25 protein-coding genes, 1 tRNA gene and 3 pseudogenes are annotated in these 25862 nt (G+C 35.9%); 21 read left to right on the top strand and 8 right to left on the bottom strand.

What is annotated here, in order from left to right:
- Positions 1-24 precede the first annotated feature (24 nt).
- Complete coding sequence (locus tag A2J09_RS12630; RefSeq protein ID WP_012295564.1) at positions 25-459, bottom strand: YslB family protein; 435 nt, start codon at positions 457-459, stop codon at positions 25-27.
- Positions 460-731: 272 nt separating this feature from the next.
- On the opposite strand from A2J09_RS12630, the gene A2J09_RS12625 reads away from it, so the two are divergent.
- The 13 genes from A2J09_RS12625 (at position 732) to A2J09_RS12570 (ending at position 10979) form a co-directional block, all read left to right on the top strand.
- Positions 732-1340, top strand: a complete 609-nt coding sequence (locus tag A2J09_RS12625) for a succinate dehydrogenase cytochrome b558 subunit (protein ID WP_031419376.1) — start codon at positions 732-734, stop codon at positions 1338-1340.
- A gap of 67 nt (positions 1341-1407) precedes the next feature.
- Positions 1408-3162: a succinate dehydrogenase flavoprotein subunit gene (gene sdhA / locus A2J09_RS12620; RefSeq protein WP_012295562.1), complete on the top strand. Its 1755-nt coding sequence runs from the start codon at positions 1408-1410 to the stop codon at positions 3160-3162.
- A gap of 5 nt (positions 3163-3167) precedes the next feature.
- Positions 3168-3947 (top strand): succinate dehydrogenase iron-sulfur subunit, encoded by a 780-nt coding sequence (gene sdhB, locus A2J09_RS12615; RefSeq protein WP_012295561.1) that lies wholly within the window; start codon positions 3168-3170, stop codon positions 3945-3947.
- A 253-nt stretch (positions 3948-4200) separates the two neighbouring features.
- Complete coding sequence (locus tag A2J09_RS12610) at positions 4201-4665, top strand: acyl-CoA thioesterase (protein WP_031419375.1); 465 nt, start codon at positions 4201-4203, stop codon at positions 4663-4665.
- 187 nt (positions 4666-4852) lie between these two features.
- Positions 4853-5074 carry a helix-turn-helix domain-containing protein gene (locus A2J09_RS12605; RefSeq protein WP_004226437.1) on the top strand — a complete coding sequence of 74 codons (222 nt, stop codon included), beginning with the start codon at positions 4853-4855 and terminating at the stop codon, positions 5072-5074.
- A 74-nt stretch (positions 5075-5148) separates the two neighbouring features.
- Entirely contained in the window at positions 5149-5601 is a 453-nt protein-coding gene (locus tag A2J09_RS12600; RefSeq protein ID WP_025114538.1) for a MarR family winged helix-turn-helix transcriptional regulator, read from the top strand.
- Between the two features lie 10 nt (positions 5602-5611).
- Entirely contained in the window at positions 5612-6409 is a 798-nt protein-coding gene (racE, locus tag A2J09_RS12595) for a glutamate racemase (RefSeq protein WP_012295558.1), read from the top strand.
- A gap of 131 nt (positions 6410-6540) precedes the next feature.
- The gene (gene rph, locus A2J09_RS12590; protein ID WP_031419371.1) at positions 6541-7287 is read left to right on the top strand and encodes a ribonuclease PH; all 747 of its coding nucleotides are present in this window, start codon (positions 6541-6543) and stop codon (positions 7285-7287) included.
- 1 nt (position 7288) lies between these two features.
- Positions 7289-7882, top strand: a complete 594-nt coding sequence (locus A2J09_RS12585; protein WP_012295556.1) for an XTP/dITP diphosphatase — start codon at positions 7289-7291, stop codon at positions 7880-7882.
- A gap of 12 nt (positions 7883-7894) precedes the next feature.
- On the top strand, positions 7895-8398 hold the full coding sequence (locus A2J09_RS12580) for a metallophosphoesterase (protein WP_012295555.1): 504 nt from the start codon (positions 7895-7897) through the stop codon (positions 8396-8398).
- Between the two features lie 124 nt (positions 8399-8522).
- Positions 8523-9983 carry a protein adenylyltransferase SelO gene (locus tag A2J09_RS12575; protein WP_036162893.1) on the top strand — a complete coding sequence of 487 codons (1461 nt, stop codon included), beginning with the start codon at positions 8523-8525 and terminating at the stop codon, positions 9981-9983.
- Between the two features lie 109 nt (positions 9984-10092).
- A complete protein-coding gene (locus A2J09_RS23095; protein ID WP_080695228.1) occupies positions 10093-10257 on the top strand; it encodes a DUF2639 domain-containing protein in 165 nt (54 codons plus the stop codon).
- Between the two features lie 59 nt (positions 10258-10316).
- Positions 10317-10979, top strand: a complete 663-nt coding sequence (locus tag A2J09_RS12570) for a YqjF family protein (RefSeq protein WP_036162285.1) — start codon at positions 10317-10319, stop codon at positions 10977-10979.
- Between the two features lie 24 nt (positions 10980-11003).
- Here A2J09_RS12570 and A2J09_RS12565 read toward each other — a convergent pair whose 3' ends face one another.
- Together A2J09_RS12565 and A2J09_RS12560 are read right to left on the bottom strand one after the other, a co-directional pair.
- On the bottom strand, positions 11004-11672 hold the full coding sequence (locus A2J09_RS12565; protein WP_227256901.1) for a hypothetical protein: 669 nt from the start codon (positions 11670-11672) through the stop codon (positions 11004-11006).
- A 74-nt stretch (positions 11673-11746) separates the two neighbouring features.
- Positions 11747-12493, bottom strand: coding sequence for an SDR family NAD(P)-dependent oxidoreductase (locus A2J09_RS12560; RefSeq protein ID WP_012295550.1), 747 nt, complete (start codon positions 12491-12493; stop codon positions 11747-11749).
- A 223-nt stretch (positions 12494-12716) separates the two neighbouring features.
- Here A2J09_RS12560 and A2J09_RS12555 point away from each other — a divergent pair.
- Together A2J09_RS12555 and ltrA are read left to right on the top strand one after the other, a co-directional pair.
- Positions 12717-12790: transfer RNA gene (locus A2J09_RS12555), tRNA-Arg, on the top strand.
- Between the two features lie 1277 nt (positions 12791-14067).
- Positions 14068-15873: a group II intron reverse transcriptase/maturase gene (gene ltrA, locus A2J09_RS12550; protein WP_012291752.1), complete on the top strand. Its 1806-nt coding sequence runs from the start codon at positions 14068-14070 to the stop codon at positions 15871-15873.
- 151 nt (positions 15874-16024) lie between these two features.
- On the opposite strand, the pseudogene A2J09_RS23470 reads toward ltrA, so the two are convergent.
- Positions 16025-16126, bottom strand: a pseudogene (locus A2J09_RS23470) (IS3 family transposase); the annotation flags it as partial.
- Positions 16127-16338: 212 nt separating this feature from the next.
- Here A2J09_RS23470 and A2J09_RS12545 point away from each other — a divergent pair.
- Positions 16339-16785, top strand: a pseudogene (locus A2J09_RS12545) (N-acetylmuramoyl-L-alanine amidase); the annotation flags it as partial.
- Between the two features lie 390 nt (positions 16786-17175).
- Entirely contained in the window at positions 17176-17856 is a 681-nt protein-coding gene (locus A2J09_RS12540) for a hypothetical protein (RefSeq protein ID WP_031419361.1), read from the top strand.
- A gap of 473 nt (positions 17857-18329) precedes the next feature.
- Here A2J09_RS12540 and A2J09_RS12530 read toward each other — a convergent pair.
- A pseudogene (locus A2J09_RS12530) lies at positions 18330-18605 on the bottom strand (transposase); the annotation flags it as partial.
- 1031 nt (positions 18606-19636) lie between these two features.
- A complete protein-coding gene (locus tag A2J09_RS12525; RefSeq protein WP_031419357.1) occupies positions 19637-19927 on the bottom strand; it encodes a hypothetical protein in 291 nt (96 codons plus the stop codon).
- A gap of 1808 nt (positions 19928-21735) precedes the next feature.
- Here A2J09_RS12525 and A2J09_RS12515 point away from each other — a divergent pair.
- From A2J09_RS12515 to A2J09_RS12500, 4 genes are all read left to right on the top strand, one after another.
- The gene (locus tag A2J09_RS12515; RefSeq protein WP_012295541.1) at positions 21736-22134 is read left to right on the top strand and encodes a hypothetical protein; all 399 of its coding nucleotides are present in this window, start codon (positions 21736-21738) and stop codon (positions 22132-22134) included.
- A 306-nt stretch (positions 22135-22440) separates the two neighbouring features.
- Positions 22441-23127, top strand: a complete 687-nt coding sequence (locus A2J09_RS12510) for a DUF421 domain-containing protein (RefSeq protein WP_012295540.1) — start codon at positions 22441-22443, stop codon at positions 23125-23127.
- Positions 23128-23442: 315 nt separating this feature from the next.
- The gene (locus A2J09_RS12505) at positions 23443-24057 is read left to right on the top strand and encodes a hypothetical protein (RefSeq protein ID WP_031419351.1); all 615 of its coding nucleotides are present in this window, start codon (positions 23443-23445) and stop codon (positions 24055-24057) included.
- A 34-nt stretch (positions 24058-24091) separates the two neighbouring features.
- Positions 24092-24697, top strand: a complete 606-nt coding sequence (locus A2J09_RS12500; RefSeq protein WP_012295536.1) for a hypothetical protein — start codon at positions 24092-24094, stop codon at positions 24695-24697.
- Positions 24698-24839: 142 nt separating this feature from the next.
- Here the strand turns inward: A2J09_RS12500 and A2J09_RS12495 are convergent, their stop codons facing one another.
- Together A2J09_RS12495 and A2J09_RS12490 are read right to left on the bottom strand one after the other, a co-directional pair.
- Entirely contained in the window at positions 24840-25373 is a 534-nt protein-coding gene (locus tag A2J09_RS12495; RefSeq protein WP_036162279.1) for a hypothetical protein, read from the bottom strand.
- Positions 25374-25493: 120 nt separating this feature from the next.
- Positions 25494-25859, bottom strand: a complete 366-nt coding sequence (locus A2J09_RS12490) for a hypothetical protein (RefSeq protein ID WP_063389788.1) — start codon at positions 25857-25859, stop codon at positions 25494-25496.
- Between the last annotated feature and the right edge of the window lie 3 nt (positions 25860-25862).

Here is a 25862-nt window from a genome sequence, read left to right as displayed (position 1 = left end):
GATTGGGGAGACAATCCTTTTTTGTTACTCTGTTGGGATCGTATGCATGATCCGTTCCTTTACGTCCCATTTGACTGTAAACATAACGTAATGTTGCTTTTCACGTTTTTCATCATAGCATTCTGTTAAATAGCCTTTAGCTAGCTGAATTTGTTCAGCTATAAATCCTGCCTCAAGTCTAAAGCTACGTTGTTTGATTTGTAATATTTCAGGGTCGTTTGTCAACTGGAAAATGCGTCCGTCTTTCGATTCTTTCATGAGCTCTAATGTACCCCAACAGGCATCTGCGAAAAATGCGATAAGTTCGTCTTGACTTTTACATGGAAACTTACGCGCAAGCTCTTTGCCTGCCCAATAAAGGACATCATTCTCATGTTTACCGAGTATAGAAGATAGAATATGATCGCGAATGATCTCATAACCAAAGGAAGAGATTGTAGGAGATGGAGTGTTTAACATTGTTATCCTTCTTTCTTAGAATTTTCTTAAAATTTAACGTTAATAAAGTAATGGTAGATTTTTCGAGAAAAAACGACGCATTATGCACTAGATTAGTTCTTTAATAAGCTCTATGAAAAACTTCGAGTTGCCTTGACGCTCGTAGCTCTTGAGAGTACAATAAACATGTCATAATATTGTACCATGATGAAATACACAGTCAATGAAGTATCATTTACAAAATGATGACTTCTTTTGTTGTGCTATTTTAAGTACTAAGGGGGGTAACAGTCTTGTCGAAAGATCGAGAGTTTTTATGGCGTCGCTTACATTCTCTACTTGGGATCATTCCAGTAGGTCTGTTTTTAACGATGCACCTGTTCATTAACTTTACAGCAACAGGCGGGGCAGATAGTTATAACGATGCTACCGCAGTAATGGAGAAGATTCCATTCCTTATCCTAGTTGAATGGATTGTCATCTATATTCCATTGATGTTCCATGCATTTTATGGAGTGTTCATTGCATTCACTGCTACACCAAACACAGGACGTTTCAGCACATACCGTAACTGGATGTTCTCATTACAACGTTTCACAGGTGTATTCCTAGTGATTTTCATTGCATGGCATATTTTCCAAACTCGTATTCAAAAAGCACTTGGCACACACGTTGATTACGACATGATGGCGAATATCGTTGCTAATCCATTCATGCTTGGATTCTACATTGTTGGTATTTTATCAGCAACTTTCCACTTATCTAACGGTTTATGGGCATTCCTAGTAAGCTGGGGTATTACACAATCTCCACAGGCTCAAAAGATTGCTACTTACGTAACAAACATCATTTTCGTAATTCTAAGTGTAGTTGGTATTGCTGCTATTTTAGCTTTTGTATAATTCCATAGAAAGCTACGATAGAGCAAATGCAATCAATGCAATTTTTTAAGAGGAGTGAGAAATAATCATGGCGAAAAGCAAAATAATTGTTGTCGGCGGTGGTCTTGCCGGTCTGATGGCAACGATTAAAGCAGCTGAAGTTGGTACTGAAGTTGATTTATTCTCATTAGTTCCTGTAAAACGCTCACACTCTGTTTGTGCGCAGGGCGGAATTAATGGTGCGGTAAATACTAAAGGTGAAGGGGATTCTCCATGGATCCACTTTGATGATACAGTATATGGTGGTGACTTCTTAGCGAACCAACCACCAGTTAAGGGTATGTGTGATGCAGCCCCTGGGATTATCCATTTAATGGACCGTATGGGTGTTATGTTCAACCGTACACCAGAAGGATTATTAGATTTCCGTCGTTTTGGTGGTACTTTAATGCACCGTACAGCTTTCTCTGGTGCAACAACTGGTCAACAATTACTATATGCGCTTGATGAGCAAGTTCGTTCTCATGAAGTAGCTGGTTTAGTAAATAAATATGAGCACTGGGAATTCCTTGGTGTTATTATCGATGAAGACGGCGTGTGCCGTGGTATCGTAGCGCAAGATATGCGTACAGAAGAAATTAAATCGTTCCGTGCAGACGCTGTTATTATGGCGACTGGTGGCCCTGGTATTATTTTCGGTAAAACAACAAACTCTGTTATTAACACAGGTTCTGCTGCTTCTATCGTTTACCAACAAGGTGCTTCATATGCGAATGGTGAGTTCATCCAAATTCACCCAACAGCGATTCCTGGAGATGACAAAAACCGTCTAATGTCAGAATCAGCTCGTGGTGAAGGTGGTCGTATTTGGACTTATAAAGACGGTAAACCTTGGTACTTCTTAGAAGAGAAATACCCAGCTTATGGTAACTTAGTACCACGTGATATTGCAACACGTGAAATTTTCGACGTTTGTGTAAACCAAAAACTTGGTATCAATGGCGAAAACATGGTATACCTAGATCTTTCACATAAAGATCCACATGAGTTAGACGTTAAACTTGGTGGTATCATTGAAATCTACGAAAAATTCGTAGGAGATGACCCACGTAAATTACCTATGAAGATTTTCCCAGCAGTTCACTATTCAATGGGTGGATTATGGGTTGACTACAACCAAATGACTGAAATTCCTGGTCTATTTGCAGCAGGTGAGTGTGATTACTCTCAACACGGTGCCAACCGTCTTGGTGCTAACTCATTATTATCTGCTATCTATGGTGGTATGGTTGCAGGACCAAACGCAGTAGATTATGTAAAACATCTTAAAAAGCATGCAGAAGATATTCCACAAGAGATTTACGATGCTCGCGTAACAGAAGAACAAGCGAAATGGGATGCTATCATGAAAATGGAAGGCACAGAAAACGCTTACTTACTGCATAAAGAGCTTGGTGAAATGATGACTGCTACAATGACTGTAGTACGTTACAATGATCAGCTTGAAGATACATTGAAAAAACTTGATGACCTTACTGAGCGTTGGAACAACATCAACATTAACGATACGCAAAAATGGAGTAATCAAGGCGCACACTTTACACGTCAGCTTAAAAATATGTTAGTGCTTGCGAAAGTAATGACAAAAGGCGCATTATTACGTAATGAATCTCGTGGTGCGCACTATAAACCTGATTTCCCTAATCGTGATGACGAGCAATTCTTGAAAACAACAATGGCGAAGTTTGACCCAACTACTGGTAATCCAATCATCACGTACCAAGAAGTCGACGTTTCTTTAATCCCACCACGTAAACGCGACTACTCTGCGAAAGGAGACTAAAAGTTATGCAAATCGCAGCTAATACTGGAAGAATGGTTAAAGTAGAAATCTTACGTCAAGATACACAGGGCGGCAATAGCTACTGGCAAAAATTCCAAGTGCCTTACCGTCATGGTATGAACGTAATTTCTATTTTAATGGAAATTCAAAAAAATCCTGTTACTGAAAATGGTGAAAATACATCACCAGTTTCATGGGATATGAACTGTTTAGAAGAAGTATGTGGTGCATGTTCAATGGTTATTAATGGCCGTCCACGTCAATCATGTTCAACACTTGTTGACCAATTGACTGAGCCTATTAAATTGGAGCCAATGAAAACATTCCCTGTTATTCGTGACTTACAGGTTGACCGTGAACGTATGTTCAACGCGCTTAAAAAAGTGAAAGCATGGGTACCAATCGATGGTACGTATGATTTAGGTGAAGGTCCTCGTATGCCAGAAGGTAAACGTCAATGGGCTTATGAATTATCTAAATGTATGACTTGTGGTGTATGTATGGAAGCATGTCCAAACGTGTCTGAAAAAGCTTCATTCATCGGGCCAGCTCCATTATCACAAGTACGTCTTTTCAACACTCACCCAACTGGTGCAATGATTAAAGACGAACGTTTAAATGCTATTATGGGCGATGGTGGTCTAGCGAACTGTGGTAACTCTCAAAACTGTGTTGCTGCATGTCCAAAAGGTATTCCTTTAACAACATCAATCGCTTCATTAAACCGTGCTACTACAGTGCAAATGTTCCGTAACTTCTTCGGTTCTGACCACTACGTAGATTAATATCGGACAAGCTGAACTCCCTTACACTTAGTGTGAGGGAGTTTTTTTATAGTGATATAAACATAGTTAACATGTTTCAAGAAAAAACCATACTATTTAAAGAAAAAGGGATTTTAGTAATAAAATAAGGGGAATTCGGTTTTTCCTATGATAATATAGTGTTTTCTTATATAATGAATAAGTATTCATTGCTGATTGACAGTCTAAACTGACTGAAAAGGATGGTAAATAAATGATAGGGGATGGCGTTATTATGAAAGCAAGCTATATTGGAAATTTACAAGAGTGGGAAAAGGGGTTTTCCTTTTATAGTGAGGCACGTGTACGATTCTCAGAAACAGATATGTATGGGCATATGAACAATACTGTAAGCTTTACTTATTTTGAACAGGCGAGAATTGATTATTTTCGACATATAGGTATTTTAATGCCATCAGTAGCTGATGAGAATGTGAGGAGTATACCGATTGTAGCTGATTTACAATGTGATTATGTAAAGCAGGTTTTCTTTGATGACCTACTAAGAATTTATACAAAGGTAGCGAAAGTTGGAAGTTCATCAATGGACCTTCATTATCTAGCAAAAAATCAAAAGGACGAAGTTTGCTTCACAGGTCGTGGGACAATTGTGCAAATGGACCCTCGAACAGGCAAGAGTGTACCGATTTCTAAAGAAGAAAGAGCGCACTTGATTGATTTGGGAATTATACCCAATTAGTGAGTTGCGTTACAACATAAAAAATTATGAACATAGTAGGAATATTGTTTTACATAAAATTGTTGAAAATGTCGAAGCAATTTCCGAAATTTTTAAGGAAACATGTAATAATCATGCAAATAGCCGTCACCGCTTCAAGCCCCTTAACATAAGTTACAATACGTGCGGGGGAGGAGGGTGTAACTGAATGAATGGCTCTCATCATCGTTCTCTATTGACAAACCGAGAACGTGAAATATTTGCGCTTTTATTAGCTGAAAAAACAACGAGAGATATTGCAGAGCAGCTTGGTATTAGTGAAAAAACAGTGCGAAATCACATTTCCAATACAATTCAAAAGCTAGGTGTAACGAATCGATCTCAGGCGTTAATTGAGCTGTTACGCTTAGAAGAATTTAAATTAGACTAATGGACACTTGCTATTTCGTGAAAAAAACGACAAAATAGAACTATTCAACGTATCTTTAGGAGTGAAATAGTTATATGTCGGATGAAGTAACAAAACACTCACCTGAAACCGTTGCAACGGTTGAAAAGGAATTACGCTATATAGCGGCCATCGTGAAGCAAAAGGGAAGAGAAATTGTTTCCGACTATGCGATTACGCCGCCACAATTTGTTGCGTTACAGTGGTTAGAAGAGCTTGGTGATATTACAATTGGCGAATTATCAAACCGTTTATATTTAGCTTTTAGCACGACAACAGATTTAGTGGACCGGATGGAGAAAAATGAATTAGTCAAGCGTATGCGTGATGAAAATGACCGCCGTGTCGTTGTTGTTCATCTTCTCGAAAAGGGCGAACGTATTATTCAAGAGGTTATAGAAAAAAGACAGCAATATTTGCAAGAGATGCTTGTTGGTTTTAATGAGCAAGAAGTCGCGCAATTATCAAGCTACCTAGAAAAACTACATGTACACATGAAACAGGATTGAGGCGGAAAGTATGAATGCCCCGATAGGCGTTATTGATTCAGGAGTAGGCGGGTTAACCGTAGCAAAAGAAATTATAAAGCGATTGCCAAACGAAACGATTTATTATATTGGCGATACAGCAAGATGTCCATATGGTCCAAGAAGCCGTCAGGAAGTACGGAACTTCACTTGGCAAATGGCGAAAGCGCTAGAAAAAATGAATATTAAGATGCTCGTTATTGCTTGTAATACAGCGACTGCAGTAGCACTCGAAAGTTTACAAAGAAATATGCCTTTTCCGGTACTAGGCGTTATAAATGCTGGCGCACGTGCAGCTGTAAAGAAAACGAAGCGACATGAAGTCGTTGTGCTTGCAACAGAAGGAACAATAAAAAGTGGTGCATATGAAGAGGCCTTACTGTCACTTAATACGTCAACACATATTATTCCACTAGCCTGTCCAACCTTCGTTCCACTTGTAGAAAGTGGCGAATATAAAGGTGAATTTGCAACGAAGTTAATAGCAGAAGGCTTAAAGCCGTTGAAAAATCAACAATTTGACACGGTTATTTTAGGGTGTACACATTACCCTATTTTACAAAAACAAATTGAAGCTGTCGTAGGAGAAGAAGTGAATGTTTTATCTTCTGCGGAGGAAACAGCAAAGGATGCTCAAGAAATGCTAGCTTATAATGGCACTTTAGCAAATGCAAATACAGTGCCTGCTCATAAATTTTTTGCAACTGGTTCTGTTCCAATTTTCCGTTCAATCGCTGAAAATTGGTTGGAGCAAGGTACTCTCGACATAAGACGCATTACATTAAAATAAAAAATCAGCTTAGCAATGGGCTAGGCTGATTTTTGCCGTTTTCAGCATTTTACATAAACGTTGAGTACTTTTTTGAAGAAATAAATTATGATAAGATGAGGGCGCGAAAGTTTTTAGGAGGAACAATAAATATGACAAGATTTGATGGAAGAATGGCAGATGAACTGCGATCTGTAAAAATGGATAGTGAATACCTAATACACCCAGAAGGCTCGGTTTTAATTCAAGTAGGAAATACAAAAGTAATTTGTACAGCAACAATTGAAGATAAAGTTCCTGGCTTTTTACGTGGGCAAGGGAAAGGCTGGATCACAGCAGAATATTCGATGCTACCTCGTGCAACCGCTCAACGTACACCACGTGAATCATCTCGTGGGAAGGTTAATGGACGGACGATGGAAATTCAACGATTAATTGGGCGTGCATTACGTGCTGTGGTCGATTTAGAGGCACTAGGAGAGCGTACAGTATGGATCGATTGTGATGTGATTCAAGCAGATGGTGGCACTCGTACAGCCTCCATTACGGGAGCATTTGTAGCAATGACACAGGCAATTGCTAAATTTGCAGAGGAAAAGCCGTTCGTTAAGTTCCCTGTAACAGATTTTTTAGCCGCAACTAGTGTAGGGATTGTAGAAGAGCAAGGTGCCGTTTTAGATTTAAATTATGTAGAAGATGTGGCTGCTGCTGTTGATATGAATATTGTTATGACAGGTGCAGGTCGCTTTGTAGAATTACAAGGCACTGGCGAGGAAGCAACATTCTCTCGGGAAGAATTGAATGAATTATTAGCTTTAGGTGAAAAAGGCATCCAGCAATTAGTTGAGCTCCAAAAAACAGCGCTTGCTGAACAAGCAAACATGGTCGGAGGGAAATAATATGAAACAGGTAGTCATTGCAACCAAAAATAAAGGGAAAGCAAAAGATTTCGAAGCATTATTTGGCCCACTGGGTTATGAAGTTGTCACAATGTTTGAAGTAGCACCAGATATGGAAATAGAGGAAACAGGTACAACATTTGAAGAAAATGCAATCTTAAAGGCAGAAGCCTTAGCGAAAAATCTTGGCACCATTGTTATTGCTGACGATAGTGGTTTAGCAGTGGATGCATTAAATGGTGAGCCAGGGGTCTACTCTGCGCGTTACGCTGGTGATCATGATGATGAGGCTAATATGGTGAAGCTGTTAGAAAATCTACAAGGTGTTGAAGATGACAAACGTACAGCTCGATTCTGCTGCTGTATTGCCATTGCAGGTCCAGATTTTAACACGACAACAGTATTTGGCACATGCGAGGGCGTCATTGCACATGAAAAACGTGGCACGAATGGGTTTGGCTATGATCCCATTTTCTTTGTCCCAAGTCTAAATCGTATGATGGCTGAGCTTACGCCAGAAGAAAAGGGCGCCATTTCTCACCGAGGTAATGCTATTCGTAAGCTGAAGGAGCAATTGCCGAATCTTATGAAATAAGAGGTGGTATACATGGAAATACTAATCATGAGCGATACACATGGCGACAGTCATGTGATCGACAAGGTCAGAAATTTTTATCCTGAAATAGATGTTCGGATACATTGTGGAGATAGTGAGCTTCCTTATGTGCATGATGCATTAAAGGGAATGAAAAAAGTACGAGGGAACTGTGATCGGGAGGAAGCTTTTCCTGAGGAAGAATTTTTTACGATCGAGGATGTAAAAATTTTGGTGACTCATGGCCATTTATTTAATGTAAAAAGTTCCATGTTGTCATTAGCCTATCGTGCAAAAGAATTGAATGCCCAAATTGTTTGTTTTGGGCACTCTCATATTCTCGGTGCTGAAATGTTGGATAATATTTTATTTATCAATCCAGGAAGCCTACTAAAGCCTCGGGGTCGCAAAGAAAAAAGCTTTGCTATGCTAAAAATAGAAGATTCGACTTTTACAGTGGAATTTTGGACGGATGATCAGCAGTGTATGTCACGTCATACTTTCCAACGAAATTAATACGACCTAAAAATCCGCCTTACTCTTAAAGTAAGCGGATTTTTAGGTTGGATGGTAAAATTGACTAGGAATGAATGATGTTGAAATAGAAAAAATAAAAGGAAAAGGTAACAAAGGAGAAAATATGGAAAAGACAATTGGCTGGAATTTAGACAATAGTTATGTACAATTACCAAGTATTTTTTATTCCGAAATGACATTAAACCCCGTTCCTTCACCTAAATTAGTCCTGTTAAATGAAACGGTTGTTGCGTCATTGGGATTAAATAGTCAAGCTTTAAAAAACGAAGAGGGCATAGCTGTATTAGCGGGTAATAAAGCACCTAGTGGTAGTAATCCTATTGCGCAAGCGTATGCAGGTCACCAGTTTGGGCATTTTAATATGTTAGGCGATGGAAGGGCCCTTTTATATGGTGAACAAATAACACCCTCAAACGAACGCATGGATATCGCGTTAAAAGGATCTGGAAGAACACCTTATTCCCGTGGTGGGGATGGAAGAGCCGCATTAGGACCTATGCTTAGGGAGTACATTATTAGTGAAGCGATGTTTGGGTTGGGGATTCCTACTTCTCGAAGTTTAGCGGTAGTGAGCACAGGTGATACGATTATCCGTGAAACTGACCTACCTGGTGCTATCCTTACGAGAATTGCCAGCAGTCATTTACGAGTAGGGACCTTTCAATATGCTGCACAATGGGGAACAGACGAGGAGCTCCAGACCTTAGCAGATTATACATTAGAACGACATTTCCCCAATTATCTTGGGGACACAAATCCCTATCTTTATTTACTACAGGAAGTCATAAAAAAACAAGCATCCCTTATAGCAAAGTGGCAGTTAGTGGGCTTTATTCATGGGGTCATGAACACAGATAACATGACCATTAGTGGGGAAACCATTGATTATGGACCATGTGCGTTTATGGATGCCTACGACCCAGCAACCGTGTTCAGTTCCATTGACCGACAAGGACGTTATGCATATGGTAACCAGCCAAGCATGGGGGGCTGGAACTTAACACGGTTGGCAGAGGCGTTACTTCCTTTAATTCATGAAAATCAAGAGCAGGCCATTGAACTTGCTCAAGCTGCCCTAGAACAATACCCTCAGTTGTACGTTCAAAACTGGCTAAAAGGAATGCGAGCAAAATTAGGATTATTTGATGAAGAGCAAGACGATATGAAGCTTATAGAAGAACTTCTGCAGCTTATGCAACAAGACAAAGCAGACTATACAAATACGTTTATCGCCCTAAGTTTTGACCATATCGACAAAACCTCATTATGGCGGACTTCAGCATTTAAAGAGTGGCATCAAAAATGGCTCGCACGATTAGCGAGACAGCCACAAACAAAAGACATGTCCCAACAATTGATGCGCCAGCATAATCCTGCTGTTATTGCACGTAATCATAGGGTAGAGGAGGCATTGGAAGCGGCTGTAGAGAGGGAAGACTTTAGTGTGATGAATAAATTAGTAACAGCCCTGTCCCAGCCCTTTGCCCACACAAATGAACAACAGGAATATGCTTCATTACCAGAGACGTCTAGTCAACCATACCGTACTTTTTGCGGCACATAAGAAGACAACGAGAGGGAATGCTCCTCTCGTTTTTTTATTATGCCATGACACCATACCCAAACCAGGCGCATACCCTATGTATGAATAAAGGTAAAGGGGAATGGATTCGATGCACAAATATTCAAAAGGTTGGTTTGTAAAAGAGTTACGAGCATATGGCATTCTAGTACATCCACAACTTAAAAGTCATTTAGGTTTATTTAAAGAATCTGAATTACGAAATCTATATTATCGCTATGTAGAAATAGAAACGACAGAGCAGGAACAAAAATAGCCTTTATGGTTTGAATAACTCCTTTCTAGGAAAAAATGAGGGTAGAAAGGAGTTTTACTATGTGGATGATAGCACAGACATGGCAGGATGTACTATTTTTACATTGGCCGGTATCACCCCTAGAATTAGAAAAGCATTTACCTCCAGAAGTAGAGCTAGATTTATTTGCACATGATGCCTGGGTGAGTGCGGTTCTTTTTAAAGTGCATGGGCATCGCTTGCGATTTCTGCCACCTATTCCGGGCTTGAATACCTCCTTACAATTGAACGTACGAACATATATTGAGTATGAGGGCAAGAAAGGCATCTATTTTTTTCATTTAGATGTGACCAATTTTATCTTCTCAAAAATAACAGCATTGGGCAGTTTACCATATCGATACTCAAAAATTATAGGAACGCAAAGGAACAATGACAATACCTATACCAGCTATTACAAAACGTTGGACGAAAGATTAAGGGTGTCCTATACAATAGGGGATAACACTCAAACTAATTTTGATCAATGGCTAGTCGAACGTTATCATTCATGGGTAAAATGGAACCATACATTATTTCGTATTGATATTCAACATACACCGTGGGATTTACAACAGGCTGATGTGAAAATTCAAAGTAATACGTTAGCTTCTTTTATGAAGGGAACCTTTCAGGGAATTCAACCCATTGCGCATTATGCAAAGAAAAAGGAGACAACGATTTTTCTTCCAGTGATTGAATGATAAAAAATATTGTAAGTGAGAGCATTAAAAGAGATAACAAAATTGCATGACGATAGCGCCCGCTATCATATCTGACATGGCAAGCGCCTCTGCCTCTATTTCATCAAATATGTCCACGTCGGCTTGATAATTTTTTTGAATCATGGTCACAGCTTCGTTTTTTGTTAAAGACAAATGCATATAAAACATCTTTTGTACGGCCTCCATACTTAAGTATGGATTAATCGTATGCAAAAATTGTGCAATATCGTCTGCATTACGATACCAATCTCTCTCTTTTGCCTCAGCCGTGGCAGTATCCCCTTTAGTCGCAGCAGTCACTAACTGAGCAGCAATAACAAGATGCTCTTTAATTAAAGCCGCATAACGATCTGCTATAGAGTCGCCATAAAAAGGGCGAAGGCAATTGCCCAAATCAGTCGCATTTCTTAACAAACGCTGCTGCACAAAAGGTAAATCTGGCAAATTGAAAACGATGCTAATAATCGTCATCCGTGTCCAATTCACATGCTCCATCCATAGTAATTGATTCATCGCCATATAATCTGCCTCAGTTTTACTAATGCAGTGTCGATGATCAGTTGAACGTAAAAAATGACGAATCGGTGCTGTATATTGTGTAGAGGGTGATTGGTACAACTGGCTTAATGAAAACCTACTTGAATAAGGGTACAAAACCTCGCTCCTTTTCATTTGTTCTCCTACATTAGCATACTCCTAAGCAGCTCTCTGTATGAAAGCAATGAAGGCAAAGGGAAGGTATGACATTAATCCTCGTACATCATTTTCTTTGTCATCCCACCGTCGACTGTTAAATTAATACCTGTAACGAAATCATTCAGCGGATTTGTTAAATAGAGACATGCTTGAGCAATATCCTCCGGTACACCCACTCTCCCTGACAAATGCTGCGCATGATCTATCGGACGAAGCTCCTCATAATTGCCAGTCTCAATCCACCCGGGCGAAATACAATTTACAGTGATCTGATCAGGACCAAACGATCGTGCTAAAGCATGAGTTAATGCCACAATCCCTCCTTTTGTAGCAGCATAGGCTTCAGTAAAAGGCTCAGACATCTCAGCCCGTGTAGACGCTAGAGATACAATCGAGCCACCTTTGACATTGTGCCTCATCACCTTCGCAGCCTCTCTTGCACAGAAAAAGGCACTCGTTAAATTCGTTTGCAAAAGATCATTCCATGCCTCCAACGTAATATCATAAGGAGATGTATGTTGTAACTTTCCAGCATTATTAATTAATATATGAATCGACCCATACTGTTCGACTGCTTGTTTCATTAATGAAACAATATCCTGTTCCTTCGCCACATCCGTATGAACAAAGATGACAGAGAAGCCCTGCTCGAGCAACTCTCTCTCTAATTGCTCACCTAAGCCCTTATTGATATCAGCAATCACCACATTCGCACCCTGTCGTGCATATGCTAGCACAATCCCCTTACCAATCCCTTGTGCACCACCAGTAACAACTACAACAGAATCCTTAAACATCTATATACCTCCTATTGATTTCTAGCCAATATTCTAACAAAAATTTTTATGTTCTTGCTATCGATAAGGCAAAGACGTGGTATAATCTATATGGCGAAAACATATGATAAAACATAGATGAGGGAAACCTTGCCTACATAGTAAAATTATTGTTGACATTACGCCATAAAATACATATAATAAATATTGTCCTTCCTATGGAATACATAAGAAACGACATCATGTCTCAGTAGCTCAGCAGGATAGAGCAACGGCCTTCTAAGCCGTCGGTCGGGGGTTCGAATCCCTCCTGGGACGTCAATAACAAATCAATGGTTAATTTTTAACCAAATTGAAAAGCGCTTGAAACCTTACGAACACTGGGTTTTGAGCGTTTTTTGTTTATATTGATATTTTTAAGAATCGCATTGAATGACATATAAAAAATAAATTAGGTAAACAAAATGTAAACATGGTGAACAAAGAAATTAAGATGAATAAACATTAATCGCTATTTCTTCATCCCGTTCTTCCATTTCCTTTAATACATGCGAATAGTGATCAAGGGTTGTTTGAATATCTGAATGTCCTAATCATTTAGAAACAGAATGATTATTAGCTCCTTTATAGATTAAGGCACTGGCATGCGTGTGTCGTAAACCATGAATGGAGATATGTTCGATTCCTAATGCATCTAATGTTTTTCATAATAATTTATTAGCTCCTTCATTTTTTACTGTTTTTATGGAAGATTGTCTATAGAAAACCAAGTTGTTTTCATTTTCAGGTACCGCCAATATTAGTTTCTTAAATTCATTCATAACTTTCTTATTTATAGATGTTTTTCTTTCGGATTGTTCATTTTTTAATGACATGGATGATTGAAAGAAAATGTTCAGTGTGCGAAACGTTTCCCTATAAATGTATATACATGAAATGGGAGGGCTGTCACTACAGTCACAACTGATTAACCAAAATTCGGAATGAAAGCCGTCATGTTGAGCTGAAACGAATTATCTGATACTCCTACATGCATGAAATGGTAATAGACAAGACATGTATGAAGCTAGGTGAAGTCGGCTGAAAAGTACCTAAGTCGCTAAGAAAGGATATGGTTCTCGATAGGTCGGGATGCTACAAAATGTCTATGGTGAGAATGCCCTTCAGGGCTGACAAACTTGCGAATGTAAGGGTCTAGACAATTACTATGATTGAAAAACATAGTCTGGTTTATTCAGAGTTAAACACCGAAAAGTAAGATTGCTGAATATGAACTTCGGGATATTCGACAAGGAGAATATAGTTTAACAGGCTTATAGCAAGCACCTAAGGATATATATGGAAAGCTAGGTTAATCGGAACGTTGTAAGCAAGGAACATCCATTTAACGACTATTATCGGGATGGTGGACATAAGGTATATGCCGAAATTTCTTTATCCTTGTGAAAGTAGGGGTACAGTACCAATGAAGCGAGTAACGACCGCAGAGGGATAACCCCAAGTCTTGTTCTTTGAAAACTAAATCAACTAAATGAAACTCACAAGGTCGAGTAAGATGATGGGACTTTTCTTATGAAAGGGGTAACACACCATCGGTGAGTACAACACTACGACATGCAGAATATTATGATATGCAAAGTATATTTGACGACCTTTACGAAAGAAGTAAGAATAATGCAACTAAAGGTTTAAATTTATACGAACATATCATATCTAAAAATAATATTCTACTAGCTTATCGGAATATTAAGGCTAACACAGGTTCAAAAACTGCTGGTACAGATGGTATCACCATAGAGCAATATAAAATAGAAGATGTAGAAACATTTGTGGACGAAATAAGAGCAACATTAAAGAACTACAAACCTCAAACGGTCAGAAGGGTAGAGATACCAAAACCAAATGGGAAAACTAGACCACTAGGGATTCCGACCATGAGAGATAGACTTATACAACAAATGTTTAAACAAATACTAGAACCAATCTGTGAAGCTAGATTTTACAACCATTCATATGGTTTTAGACCAAATAGGTCAACTCATCATGCAATGGGGAGATGCCAATTCCTTGCTAATATTGCATTAAATCAACATGTAGTAGACATAGATATACAAGGCTTCTTTGATAATGTCAGTCACTCAAAACTGCTGAAACAAATGTACAGTATAGGAATTTGTGACAAAAGGGTATTAAGTGTAGTATCAAAAATGCTAAAAGCCCCTATAAAAGGTATAGGTATCCCAACCAAAGGAACTCCGCAAGGAGGGATTCTCTCACCTCTTCTATCCAATATTGTATTGAACGATTTGGATTGGTGGATAAGCAATCAATGGGAAAACATGAAAACTAAATTCAACTATAAAGAAAGAAAAAACAAAGTTTTAATGATAAAGAGAACAACCACCTTAAAGGAAATGTATATCGTGAGATATGCAGATGACTTTAAGATATTTACAAAGTCCCATAAAAACGCCATTAAACTTTATCACGCAGTTAAGGGCTACCTCAAGAATCACTTAAATCTTGACATATCTAACGAAAAATCGAAGATTACAAACTTGCGTAAAAGAGCATCCGAATTTCTCGGATTCTCACTCAAAGTAATCAAAAAAGGAAAGAGATATGTAGCCAATACACACGTTATGGATGATAAAGTGAAAACAATTCTGCAAAAAGCCAGAAAGTTAATTCATGAAATCAAAAAAAATCCGACAGCTAAAATGGCTATGAATTATAACGCATATGTTCTTGGAATCAAAAACTACTACAAGATAGCAACGCATGTGAACACTGACTTCTCTGAAATAGCCTATCGGCTTTCTCGAACTTTATACAATCGACTCAAATCTATTGGGAATTACGGGATACCTATTAAACCCTCAGAAACATATAAAAGGTTTAACAAAAATAATTTCAAGACATTTGAAATAGAAAATATTCACCTTTTCCCCATAGCGGATATAAAAACTGTGAACAGTACAAATTTTAGTCAAGATTTATGCAACTATACGAAAGAAGGAAGACTAAAGCTACATAAACAGCTAAAGAACGATGTAGCTATTGAAATAAACAGACTATTAAAAACAATCTCCTATAACGATAACCTTGAGTACGCTGATAATCGAATTTCAAGATACTCCATGCAATCAGGGAAATGTGCGATAACAGGAGACTTCTTAGTAGCAGAAGAAGTCCATTGTCATCACAGAATCCCTCGCTATATGGGAGGTTCAGATGAATTCAAGAATCTCGTAATAGTGCATAGTAATGTTCACAAATTAATCCATGCTACAGAAACAGAAACGATTGAACGATATAAGAGCCTTCTCCAATTGGATGGTAAACAATTGGAGAAATTAAACCAATTTCGTAAGAAATGTAATTTAGTTGCTTTAGTCTAAAAGGATAAGATGGAACGCCTAATGCGGTGAAAGCTGCACGTTGGGTGTGGAGCAGGGGAAAAGATGGAGATAACTTCAAAGTTTTACCTATTGCTATAAAAAAGCCAATTGGCTTATTTTGATCTGACCCAAAAAAGTTAGACATATTTAGTTAAGCAACTGCTAAGACCTGAGTTCGGTACTCCACCGGGCTTAGGTCTTTTAATTTTTCTTTCATTCGTTTGTGATTGTAGTAGTGAATATAGTCGTTGAGTTCCTGGTATCGTACACGGCACAGTGGATCAAGTAGATACAACTACAATATTTAATCAATATCAAGCTTGGTTCAATCAAACTACAAATAGCGTAGCGCAGTTATAGTAAACGGTAAAAGTGCATCATGTGTTTTAACAATTAACAGTCTTAATGATATTAATTATGCAACTGGCATCATGAGTGGAGTCGTTAATCAAAATTTAAACAGTTGATAAAGAGCTAATTCAAGCAATACCTTTCAACCGTGGTGCGTGGCATTATGGAGATGGTGTAGGCGACAAAGATCGAAACGCACTAAAGAAAGGTAATCGCCTTTCAATTGGTATCGAAATTTGTTACAGCAAAAGTGGTGGTGTGCGTTATGGAGTTGCAGAAGAAAACGCTGTTCAATACATTGCAAAGCTGTTAAAACAGTTCTTCCTGAAACGCATAGAGGAAGCAATGAAACCAAATGAATCAGAACAACATACAGAAAAGGATGATGATACGATGAAATTCACAAGTACAACCGCAAAAGCTGCAGTACATGATTATATTCAACAAGCAGTCGATAAAGGATTGATTAATGAATCTTGGTTGGAGAAATTCGATAATGGAACTATGACTAGTGGTGATTTTGAAGGATTGAAGATTATCATTGCACAACGTAGCGCTTAACAGCACATACCCGTTATCTTAATTGGTAATGGGCTTTTTTATTAGTTAAATATGTAAATTATGTGAACAAGGATTAAATGATTTTTAATCACAAAATATACATTTAAATCACTTTATTCATATTTTTTACAAATACCATTACTATTATAGTATAAAAAATGTGAAGTGCGCCATAAAAAAATACATTGAGTGGCGTGATTTGGCGTGAATTAAAGAAAAATGGTTAATAAATGGCGGTGTAACGCTAAAAAAATGGCGTGAACTCACTGTTGAAATTGTATTATACTGGATGTTAAGGTAATAAATGAACTCGAGGGAAAGTTAAGATGCTATAGTAAACAATAAAAAATATTATATTTAAATTTAATTTAAAATATGGGAGAGATTTTAATGTTTTATAAAAAATTTGTAGCTACAACTGCTTTGACTGCAGCAATAGTTAGTGTTAGCACTGCCCCTGCTTTTGCAGAAGAGATGATAAATACAGGTACAGAAAATTTAGTATACGATGCTAATAAGAATTTAACATCTGAAGAAATTTATGATAGATTTGAACAATTAAACTCTACATATGAATTATATGAACCATTCTCTATGGAAGATACTGAATTTGTTCAAAACTATGCTAATAATAAAGTTGAGCAAACTAGTCAAACAGGTGATATACAACCTTATGGGATGGGTATTTTTAAAAGCTCATATACAGAGAAATTTGATAAAACTGGCGGATTTGGTAAAATAAAATTTTCGGGAAGTATTACTTCTAATATCAACCTTTTAAGCCATAGCTATGGTGGAAGAATAATTGTCGATTTCAATTCCGGACATGATACTTCTAAAGCTGAACTTTCGGTAACTAATTCTGCTTATGGAGTTGTTGGAGGTAATGGATTAGGTGTAGTTTATGATGGTTCGATAGATAGTACAAAAACAAAGGATTTTTCTAAGGCTTTTTCTCTTAATGATATGAAAGATTATGCTGCTGTAGGCGTTGTATATACATATACTAATGCTAAAATTCGCATTACAACAACGTCTGGTTCAACTTATTCAGTACGAGCATTCGAATAGGAATAAGAGGGTGATTAAAGTTATTGAGAAAAGATCTAATGCAATGAAAATATTCTTAGAATTAATAAGAATCCTTTTTATTTTTATAGTTTTTGGTTTTCTTATGTGGGGAGTAGTAAAGCTCATTTATTCCACTTTACAAACAAATATTGATAATGATATTGGCTGGTTTCCAGGGATAGCAATATACATAATATTGTTCGTTCTATATCGTAATAAGTTACAATTCTCAGGCTTTTATGAAGGTCCCAATCAAAAAAAACTATCAAAAAAAATAACTTTAACTTTAATTTCATGCTCAATATTACTATTAATAGTACCAACCATCATAAAATAACGAGAGATTTAGTTCCAAAACTGTTGGATTTATTATTGAAATTAATTTTAACAAAACTCCCCAAACCCAAAAAAGATCAGGAACTATTTTTGAACTGCACCCCGTCAAGTAGACAGTGGAAATAATAAAAAATGTATTAAGCGGCTTGAGTCCTGAATTCTAACGGACTCAAGTCGCTTAATCTTTTCTGATAACGATAGTAATTATAAAAATGAATATAATCATCAATCGCTAGTTTTAACTCTTCATATGAATCGTACTTATGTAAATAATATTTCTCACACTTCAATGTGCCCCAAAATGATTCAATTGGTCCGTTATCAATACATCGACCAATACGGGACATACTCTGTGTCATATTGGCAGTTTCCACAATTCGCTTAAATTCCTTTGATGTATATTGAAAACCTTTCACACAATTCATTGATAGAATAGTGACCTTCTTCGAACAATTGAAGGATATATAGTTTCAACTCGAGTGGATGTTTGCTTCGCCCCATAAAAAATACTCCCCTTAGATAAACAGATTTTATTTTTTCATCTGTCTACCTAATAGGGAGCATATCAAAGAGAGTACCTGGTCTTTATTAATTTACTCACTTTTAATTTCTGTTCACGAGCCCCAATGATCTCTTTTAATTCAGCCAAGTCATTAAATCACAGTACTTATTAATATTCGTCTTAGCAGAACTCTTCGCTGATTGTTTCCTTGTTTTATCTCTTTATTTTTCTCGATAAGCCTGTGTAGGTCGTTTTTGTGCTTCAGATGTTTTGTTATCAGGCACCATTATTCTCTCCTTTTCATATACAACGATGTTTACAATGATTAATATTAACATTTGTCATGCCAATACTAAACAATAGTTCTGTTCAAATATTATTTGGCAGAGGAGATATAGGTGTTTGTATAGGGTGTAGTGAAGAAAGAGATTCTGGTGTTATTCAATTCACTAAAATTAACCCTGTGCCTATCGGAACAGAATTGCCATTTGATACACCATTAAGCCTAAATGATGCACCTGTAACACTTGCTTTTAATAACATGGAGAGTTTAGATGTAGTAATTAATTAATTATTAAAATATAGAAATATTATGTCTAGTGAAGAAGAGTATGTATGGACAGCAGATGGAAAAATTGTAGATAAAGATAAATTATCAGTGAACGAATCTAAATGATTACCAAGAGTATCCTTAAGGGATTTCTAGTTTTCGCACTAAATGATCGTTGGGAACTAATTGATCAATCATTAACATTTCTAATTGTTCTCGTTCATTGGTTTGATTCTTGTCATTATCGTTTATCACCTCAAAAATTTACTTTTCAACACGCTATGTAGACGGGTTACTTTATGTATAAGTTGATTGAAACAAAGGGCGGCGACTCCTGCGTTATTGTAAAAGAAAAAAGACTGTAGGCAAACTCTCAAATTTTTTGAGTTTGTCTACAGTCTGAGTTTTGCTTTTTTTAATCGATTAACATTAAAAGCTATGTCAATAATCAAAATTATATAAAGTACAATAGAACCATTTAAAGTTATTGAAGGTAGAGGTAATATTACATCATTAACCAATATTAACCAAATAGTTGTTGATATTAAAACAATTGAATCCAATAAAATAACCATTAAACGTTTGTGTTCTTTAAAAATAAAATTAAATACAATTAACCTTACTAAAATTGGTGTGGTTAAGAAGTAAAACGAATAAATCTGAGTAATTTGTTCTGGGCTCATATTATCCCTCCCTTAAATGTAAAAATTTGAAAATAAAATTAAGTATACAGTATAATAAAGTTGAGCAAAAGGGAATATATGTTCTTGTAGAGGTGTAATCTTTGAGATGAGTAAAAAGGCAACTAGTATATGCATAGTATTTATATATAAGAATGAAATGGAAAAACTATAAATATTATAAAAATATTGATAATCAAATTTTATTTGCTTTAGTTGTAATTAACTATAAATCAAATAATTAAAATTCGTGGGTGCTTTTTATTTAGATAGAGATAACATTAATTAGAGGGAGAAAAAATGAATAATTTTAGAGGGGTAATATTAGAAGGCTATTCGAATGCTGGAAAAAATCAGTTTTAAAAGCGTTGAAACAATTTCACGCAAGTGATGATGCTGAACGTAGTGTCATAGTTCTCAGTGAGCATTATTCGCAAGTATTACACAAAGTAAATGGTGAATTAAAGTCGTTAAGTCGAGAGGAACACTTACAAGTCTTAAGGGAAAGAGTCACGATGTTGAAAATGTTAAATAATTGGTCAAGAGAAATTGGACAAACCCAACGTTCAAAAGGCTTATTCTTTATTTTAGAAAGGTTTCATTTCTCCCACCCAATAAGCCTTTATTACTTCTAATTTCAACTCATTTGAATACGTATTATTTTTTCTCGACATCGAAAATTCCCATTGCGTATAATGTTATCTACAGCGTACTTTAGTTTTTTTAACATTGTCTACCTAAAGGTGATCATATCACCTAAAAAAATCAGGGATTTTAATTTTAATTTTTATTAGGATATACATTTTTAAGCAAATACTTAAATCCAATATAAAGTACAATAGTTCCAACTATTTTTAATGTAATGTTTTTGATTAATTCTGCATTCATAGTAATACTCCAAAACGAAGCACCTAAAATAACAATTAAAATACTAATAATGATTTTCATAAGTCTAAAAGTCACTAAAAAACCGCCTTTCTAAAATATTTACATTTTCAAAATATCCATTCATTCATTCTATTCTGCACAAGAAGCAAATGCTGATACTTTGACTTTGCCTAACAATCAATATCAAGTTACTGTAGAAGGAGTAACTTATGATGTAAGCATAAATATCGCAGGTAATTTTAAAATGATTACAGTAACTGATGGTCATACAACAGATACTGCGATACATGTCATTAACTATTACTTATGTAAATGGTGAGAAAATTTCAAATGATTTTGTTAATTTTATCGAAAGTGTAGAAGTAACTGACGATGAAGAAACTGTTTCTTTGAAGTTAAAGATAGGCTATCGACTGTTTCCAATAATCAAGGTGGTGGTGTAGGTGTCTCATGGATTTATGAGTATACAAATCCCGGTTCTTTTAATTTAACAAGTATTACTACTTCTGTTGTTATAGGAATTCTAGCCACAATTGCTACAGCACTAATAGCTACAATGACAAACAACGAGAAGAAAACTATATATTGTATTGAAGAAGATATTGGCAACCAGACTAAAACTGGTCACTAGTATACAAAAACTATAAATTACTTTTTATGAATACAGCACATATAAAGGGGTATATAACTTCTACAACAATATACCATTAATTTAATAATTTGATAAAATTAAAAAAATTCTTGAATCTACATTTCTCACAATTAACAGAACACTGTTAAGTTCAAACTACACTTATTAGTTGTAATAAGTGTAGTTTTTTATTTACATTTTAATGTAATTTTTTTTGAGATTCTTTTTAGTCGAATCCACATGTAGTTGAATATGTAACTTTTGGTAGACAATTGGTGTCTATATAAAAGAGGTGGGTGGATTGAAAATAAAAAAATTATTCTATGGTTTGGTCGCATTAGCTTTATTCATGGTTACAGGATGCAATATTCAAGGGGGAACTACAACCGTATCAATTGACAGGATAAATGCCGAAGAAGTTTTAACATTAGATTCTGATGCTGATATTTTTCAGTATGATGGAGTTATCTACAAAGCTAATATTGATTGGGTTGAAGAATTGTCTTTAACAAAGGATGTTCAAATCGGTGAAATAAAAACAAAAAATGATGCTAATACAGATTTTAGAGATGGGATGTCGAATAAACTTCCTGTTGGTACAAAGATTTTTTCCACCAAAGAACGAGGAGAGATTTTAATTGTAGAATCTAAAGGAGAAATCAAAAAATATCTTGCAATTGTTGAAGGGTAAACAAAATAACTTGTTCAACAAACGTGGTGCTTTAATTGAATAGCTAGAATGATGTATCCATCTCATACGAGGTGGTTTTTTTTTATTTATACAGTGCAAAACTTAAAAGTTTTGATTCTTATAAAAAATAGGCGGGAGGAATATTCGTGTTAGATATCACTACTAGGAGGCAAAACGATTACCCTTAGACCATATTCTAAAAAACTTTCCTTGTTAATTCCTTTGCCATTTTATCTTTGTTGAGCCTAGGCTATTTGTGTAATTTCTTAAATACTTGACCATTCTATTATAGACAGGGGTGAAACAATGAACGATGTAAGCTACTTACAGATAGCGAGTGAAACAGTTATTACTTTTTTTGTCCTTCTAGCTCTTACACGTCTTTTAGGAAAAAAACAATTAAGTCATTTAACTTTTTTTAACTATGTAACAGGAATAACAATAGGATCAATGGCTGCAAATATGGTTGTTCTTAGTACAAAAGATTACACAAAGGATTTACTCAGCCTAGTAATTTGGTGTTCACTTACTATAATAGTCAGTTATATAAGTCTTAAGTCTGGAAAAATTAGAGTGATCTTTGATGGTCAACCTACCATTATTATAAAACATGGAAAGATAGACAGAAAAGCATTAAAAAGAACAGGTGTTAATATCGATGACCTGACGATGTTGATTAGGCAATATCAAATCTTTTCAATAGCAGAAATAGATTTCGCCATTCTAGAACCAAATGGTAGACTTAGTATTCTCAAAAAACCTGAATATCAAGGAACACAAAAAAGCGACTTACAAATATATCCTTCGCCGCCGACTTATTTACCTATTGAAATAATTGCTGATGGAAAATTATTACCGAAAAATTTATTGGAGGTTGGTAAAAGTAGAGATTGGTTAGAAAACGAATTAAGCAGGGCAAATATAAAAGAGGTCAAAGAAGTGTTTTATGCTGAAATTCAATCTGATGGAAGTTTATTTATACAAAAATTCTAAACAAAAGTAACCAGGCGCTCAATTAAAAATGAGTATCTGGTCACTTTTTTGTTTTTATTGCTGTTTGTTAATGATACCTAAACGCTGAAGTATTTTAATGCTGCATGGATCGGAAGGGTTAGGAATTCCTTCTCAATCTTCGTCCATTCCATATAAGAAACCTGCTAATAAATACTTAGCCATACAGATACAGCTTCCTCCATTTCGGAACGGGTGTTTTTTATTGTAAAGCGTAAAATATGTAGAAATATGAAAATAGTAATAGATATTCCTTCATTATCCATGTATATTTGTGGAGAAGGGAGATTAAAAAAAATGAAAAAATTTCTTATTTTACCACTTACATTGCTATTAAGTATTTTGTTAATAGCTTGTAATCAGGATGATGATAGTGGGAAGAAAACAGATGGTGCTGATAAAGCATCCGAAGAACCATTAAAAGTTGATAAAGGTCTTATAAATGTTGAAGTCACAATACCAGCTACATTATACAAGGGGCAAGACATAGATTCTATTATTTCTGAGGCGAAAAATAGTGGCATTAAGGAAGTTATTAAGAATGAAGACGGATCTTTAACTTATAAAATGTCTAAATCTGAGCACAAAAAGATGATGAAGGAATTAAAAGAAAGAATTGTAAAAAGTGTAGAAGAACTTAAAACAAGCGAAGATTTTGTTTCCATAAATGATGTAACTTATAATAAATCTTTTTCTGAGTTTACACTGACAGTAAATAAAGAAAAGTTTGAAGGTAGTTTCGATGCAATTGCATCTTTTGGACTAGCTTTAGCAGGCATGTACTACCAGCTATTTAACGGTGCAGACATTGAAGATTATAAAGTCACAGTAAATTTAAAAGATGAAACAAATGGAGAGATATTTGACACGATGGTTTATCCAGATTCCTTAAATGAAAATAACAATAAGTAAGTTGAAGAGCACCTATAATATAGGAGGGGTTTTCATGAAAAAATTAGCATTATTATTATGGGTGTCTATGTTATTGGTGGCTTGTGGTCAAAGCGATAAAAATAACAATTCAGATAGTAATCCAAAAGAATCTGTTGGAAAAAATGCAGAAGAAGAAGTATCCGAAAATAATAAAGAAAATGAAACAGAGGTAGAGGAAGTTCTGACGATTACTAAAGGAAACGCATTGATAGTTGATAATTACGCAGAAATCACTATTAACAACAATGTTTTCGGTAAACAAATTTCACCGCCAAATCCAAATTCTATGTATACATATTACAAAAATGAAGAGGAGGGTGAAGTGTACTTAGATACTATTATTTCGGTAAAAAGTTTACTAACAACAGGTCAATCATCTGATGAATTTTTAAATGTGAAAATTATTTATGATGGAAAATATGAATATACAACTTTCTCAACAATAGAAGATCGAGGTGGAGCGGATTTCACGTTTACCAATATTACATCGATCGAGCCTTTGAAAACGGGTACTCTACATTTTATAGCTTCTGTACCAGAACAAGTGGAGAAGGATGGGAAACCATTAAAAGCAATCATTACAGTAAAAGGGAAAAAGTATGAACAAATAATTAGGTAAATAGAAATTATACTGTTCTTTTTTATTTCAATAGCCAAGAGAGTAAAAGTACTCCTCACTTTTAGTAGAACAAGGTTTACTACAACCAAACTATTCAAAGCGAGGAGCACTATCTGTTGAAATTATTAGTAGTAATTTCCCCTTACCAAACAAATCCGACTGGCCAATATGGCATTTTATAGAGGCCGGAAATATCATGCCTTTCCGCCATTTCTTCCATTTTGTCCATTGTATAAGCATAGGTATCTTCGTTTATTTTCTCGACCGACTCTGGAATACGGATATAGCCTGATAGCAATTCACCGATATGGTAAGCATGTTGAAAAACAGCTGCTTCTCCAACAGGTTTGTAATGAGGTATAAAATGAGGTATAACGATGGTGTGATCCAAGTTCACATCTTGTAGGGCACCAACGTTCATTGAAAAACCAACACCTGAATGATAAAAACCAACGACTTGAAAATCCATTACTTCAGAAATTAATTCCAAGGAAAATATATCGCCAATTTTATAAATATCCTTATACGCATTCCCCAACACAACACTAATAGGTTTGTTGGGTGCCTCAAGCGAAAAATCAGACTTTTGAAGGTTTCTGCCTTCTTCAATACTATTATCGAAGTGATTAAAAGTGCCTTCACCTAATAAAATTGTTTTTAATGGGGTTGTCAACACTTCATTACCTTCCTGATCAAGCGAAACAACATTCACTGGGTTTGAAATAATTTTATCGTTGCCAGCGGCTTGATACTCTTCATATCCTTCTACAAAACTTGTTTCGCCTTCATAATGTCCTCAATAAACTAAGGGGTATTCATTCACAAGAATATAATCAAAAGCTGTTTTTATTTCGTTATACATAGCCTTTACTTCTTCAATTGGCACAGATTTGATGCCATCTGAAAGTTCTTCAAAAGCAAAAACGGTTTTATAGTACGGTTCAAATTCAGGTATATCGGAGACGTAATTAATATAATCCTCGTAATCATCAAACGACTCAGGCTTAGGTGTCGTCGTTTGTGATTTTTCTGGTTCAACTGTGTTGGTTTGAGGTTGTTGTACATCTGCTATACTTACTTCATCTGTTGCGCTACATGCAGTTAAAACGACGAGGAATAGAATTTCGACAATTGTATAAATAGGTCTTATCAAGCGTAGCAATAA

The organism is Lysinibacillus sphaericus (assembly GCF_001629735.1).
Lineage (GTDB): Bacteria > Bacillota > Bacilli > Bacillales_A > Planococcaceae > Lysinibacillus > Lysinibacillus pinottii.
The sequence above is the reverse complement of the archived record's forward strand: the minus strand, read 5'-3'. Positions and strand labels throughout refer to the sequence as shown.

What these genes read in the sequence shown, in the direction of transcription:
- A2J09_RS12630 (WP_012295564.1), bottom strand. Translation starts at nt 459, where the DNA reads ATGTTAAACACTCCATCTCCTACAATCTCTTCCTTTGGTTATGAGATC.
- sdhA (WP_012295562.1), top strand. Translation starts at nt 1,408, where the DNA reads ATGGCGAAAAGCAAAATAATTGTTGTCGGCGGTGGTCTTGCCGGTCTG.
- sdhB (WP_012295561.1), top strand. Translation starts at nt 3,168, where the DNA reads ATGCAAATCGCAGCTAATACTGGAAGAATGGTTAAAGTAGAAATCTTA.
- A2J09_RS12610 (WP_031419375.1), top strand. Translation starts at nt 4,201, where the DNA reads ATGAAAGCAAGCTATATTGGAAATTTACAAGAGTGGGAAAAGGGGTTT.
- A2J09_RS12605 (WP_004226437.1), top strand. Translation starts at nt 4,853, where the DNA reads ATGAATGGCTCTCATCATCGTTCTCTATTGACAAACCGAGAACGTGAA.
- A2J09_RS12600 (WP_025114538.1), top strand. Translation starts at nt 5,149, where the DNA reads ATGTCGGATGAAGTAACAAAACACTCACCTGAAACCGTTGCAACGGTT.
- racE (WP_012295558.1), top strand. Translation starts at nt 5,612, where the DNA reads ATGAATGCCCCGATAGGCGTTATTGATTCAGGAGTAGGCGGGTTAACC.
- rph (WP_031419371.1), top strand. Translation starts at nt 6,541, where the DNA reads ATGACAAGATTTGATGGAAGAATGGCAGATGAACTGCGATCTGTAAAA.
- A2J09_RS12585 (WP_012295556.1), top strand. Translation starts at nt 7,289, where the DNA reads ATGAAACAGGTAGTCATTGCAACCAAAAATAAAGGGAAAGCAAAAGAT.
- A2J09_RS12580 (WP_012295555.1), top strand. Translation starts at nt 7,895, where the DNA reads ATGGAAATACTAATCATGAGCGATACACATGGCGACAGTCATGTGATC.
- A2J09_RS12575 (WP_036162893.1), top strand. Translation starts at nt 8,523, where the DNA reads ATGGAAAAGACAATTGGCTGGAATTTAGACAATAGTTATGTACAATTA.
- A2J09_RS23095 (WP_080695228.1), top strand. Translation starts at nt 10,093, where the DNA reads ATGCACAAATATTCAAAAGGTTGGTTTGTAAAAGAGTTACGAGCATAT.
- A2J09_RS12570 (WP_036162285.1), top strand. Translation starts at nt 10,317, where the DNA reads ATGTGGATGATAGCACAGACATGGCAGGATGTACTATTTTTACATTGG.
- A2J09_RS12565 (WP_227256901.1), bottom strand. Translation starts at nt 11,672, where the DNA reads ATGAAAAGGAGCGAGGTTTTGTACCCTTATTCAAGTAGGTTTTCATTA.
- A2J09_RS12560 (WP_012295550.1), bottom strand. Translation starts at nt 12,493, where the DNA reads ATGTTTAAGGATTCTGTTGTAGTTGTTACTGGTGGTGCACAAGGGATT.
- A2J09_RS12540 (WP_031419361.1), top strand. Translation starts at nt 17,176, where the DNA reads ATGTTTTATAAAAAATTTGTAGCTACAACTGCTTTGACTGCAGCAATA.
- A2J09_RS12525 (WP_031419357.1), bottom strand. Translation starts at nt 19,927, where the DNA reads ATGAGCCCAGAACAAATTACTCAGATTTATTCGTTTTACTTCTTAACC.
- A2J09_RS12510 (WP_012295540.1), top strand. Translation starts at nt 22,441, where the DNA reads ATGAACGATGTAAGCTACTTACAGATAGCGAGTGAAACAGTTATTACT.
- A2J09_RS12505 (WP_031419351.1), top strand. Translation starts at nt 23,443, where the DNA reads ATGAAAAAATTTCTTATTTTACCACTTACATTGCTATTAAGTATTTTG.
- A2J09_RS12500 (WP_012295536.1), top strand. Translation starts at nt 24,092, where the DNA reads ATGAAAAAATTAGCATTATTATTATGGGTGTCTATGTTATTGGTGGCT.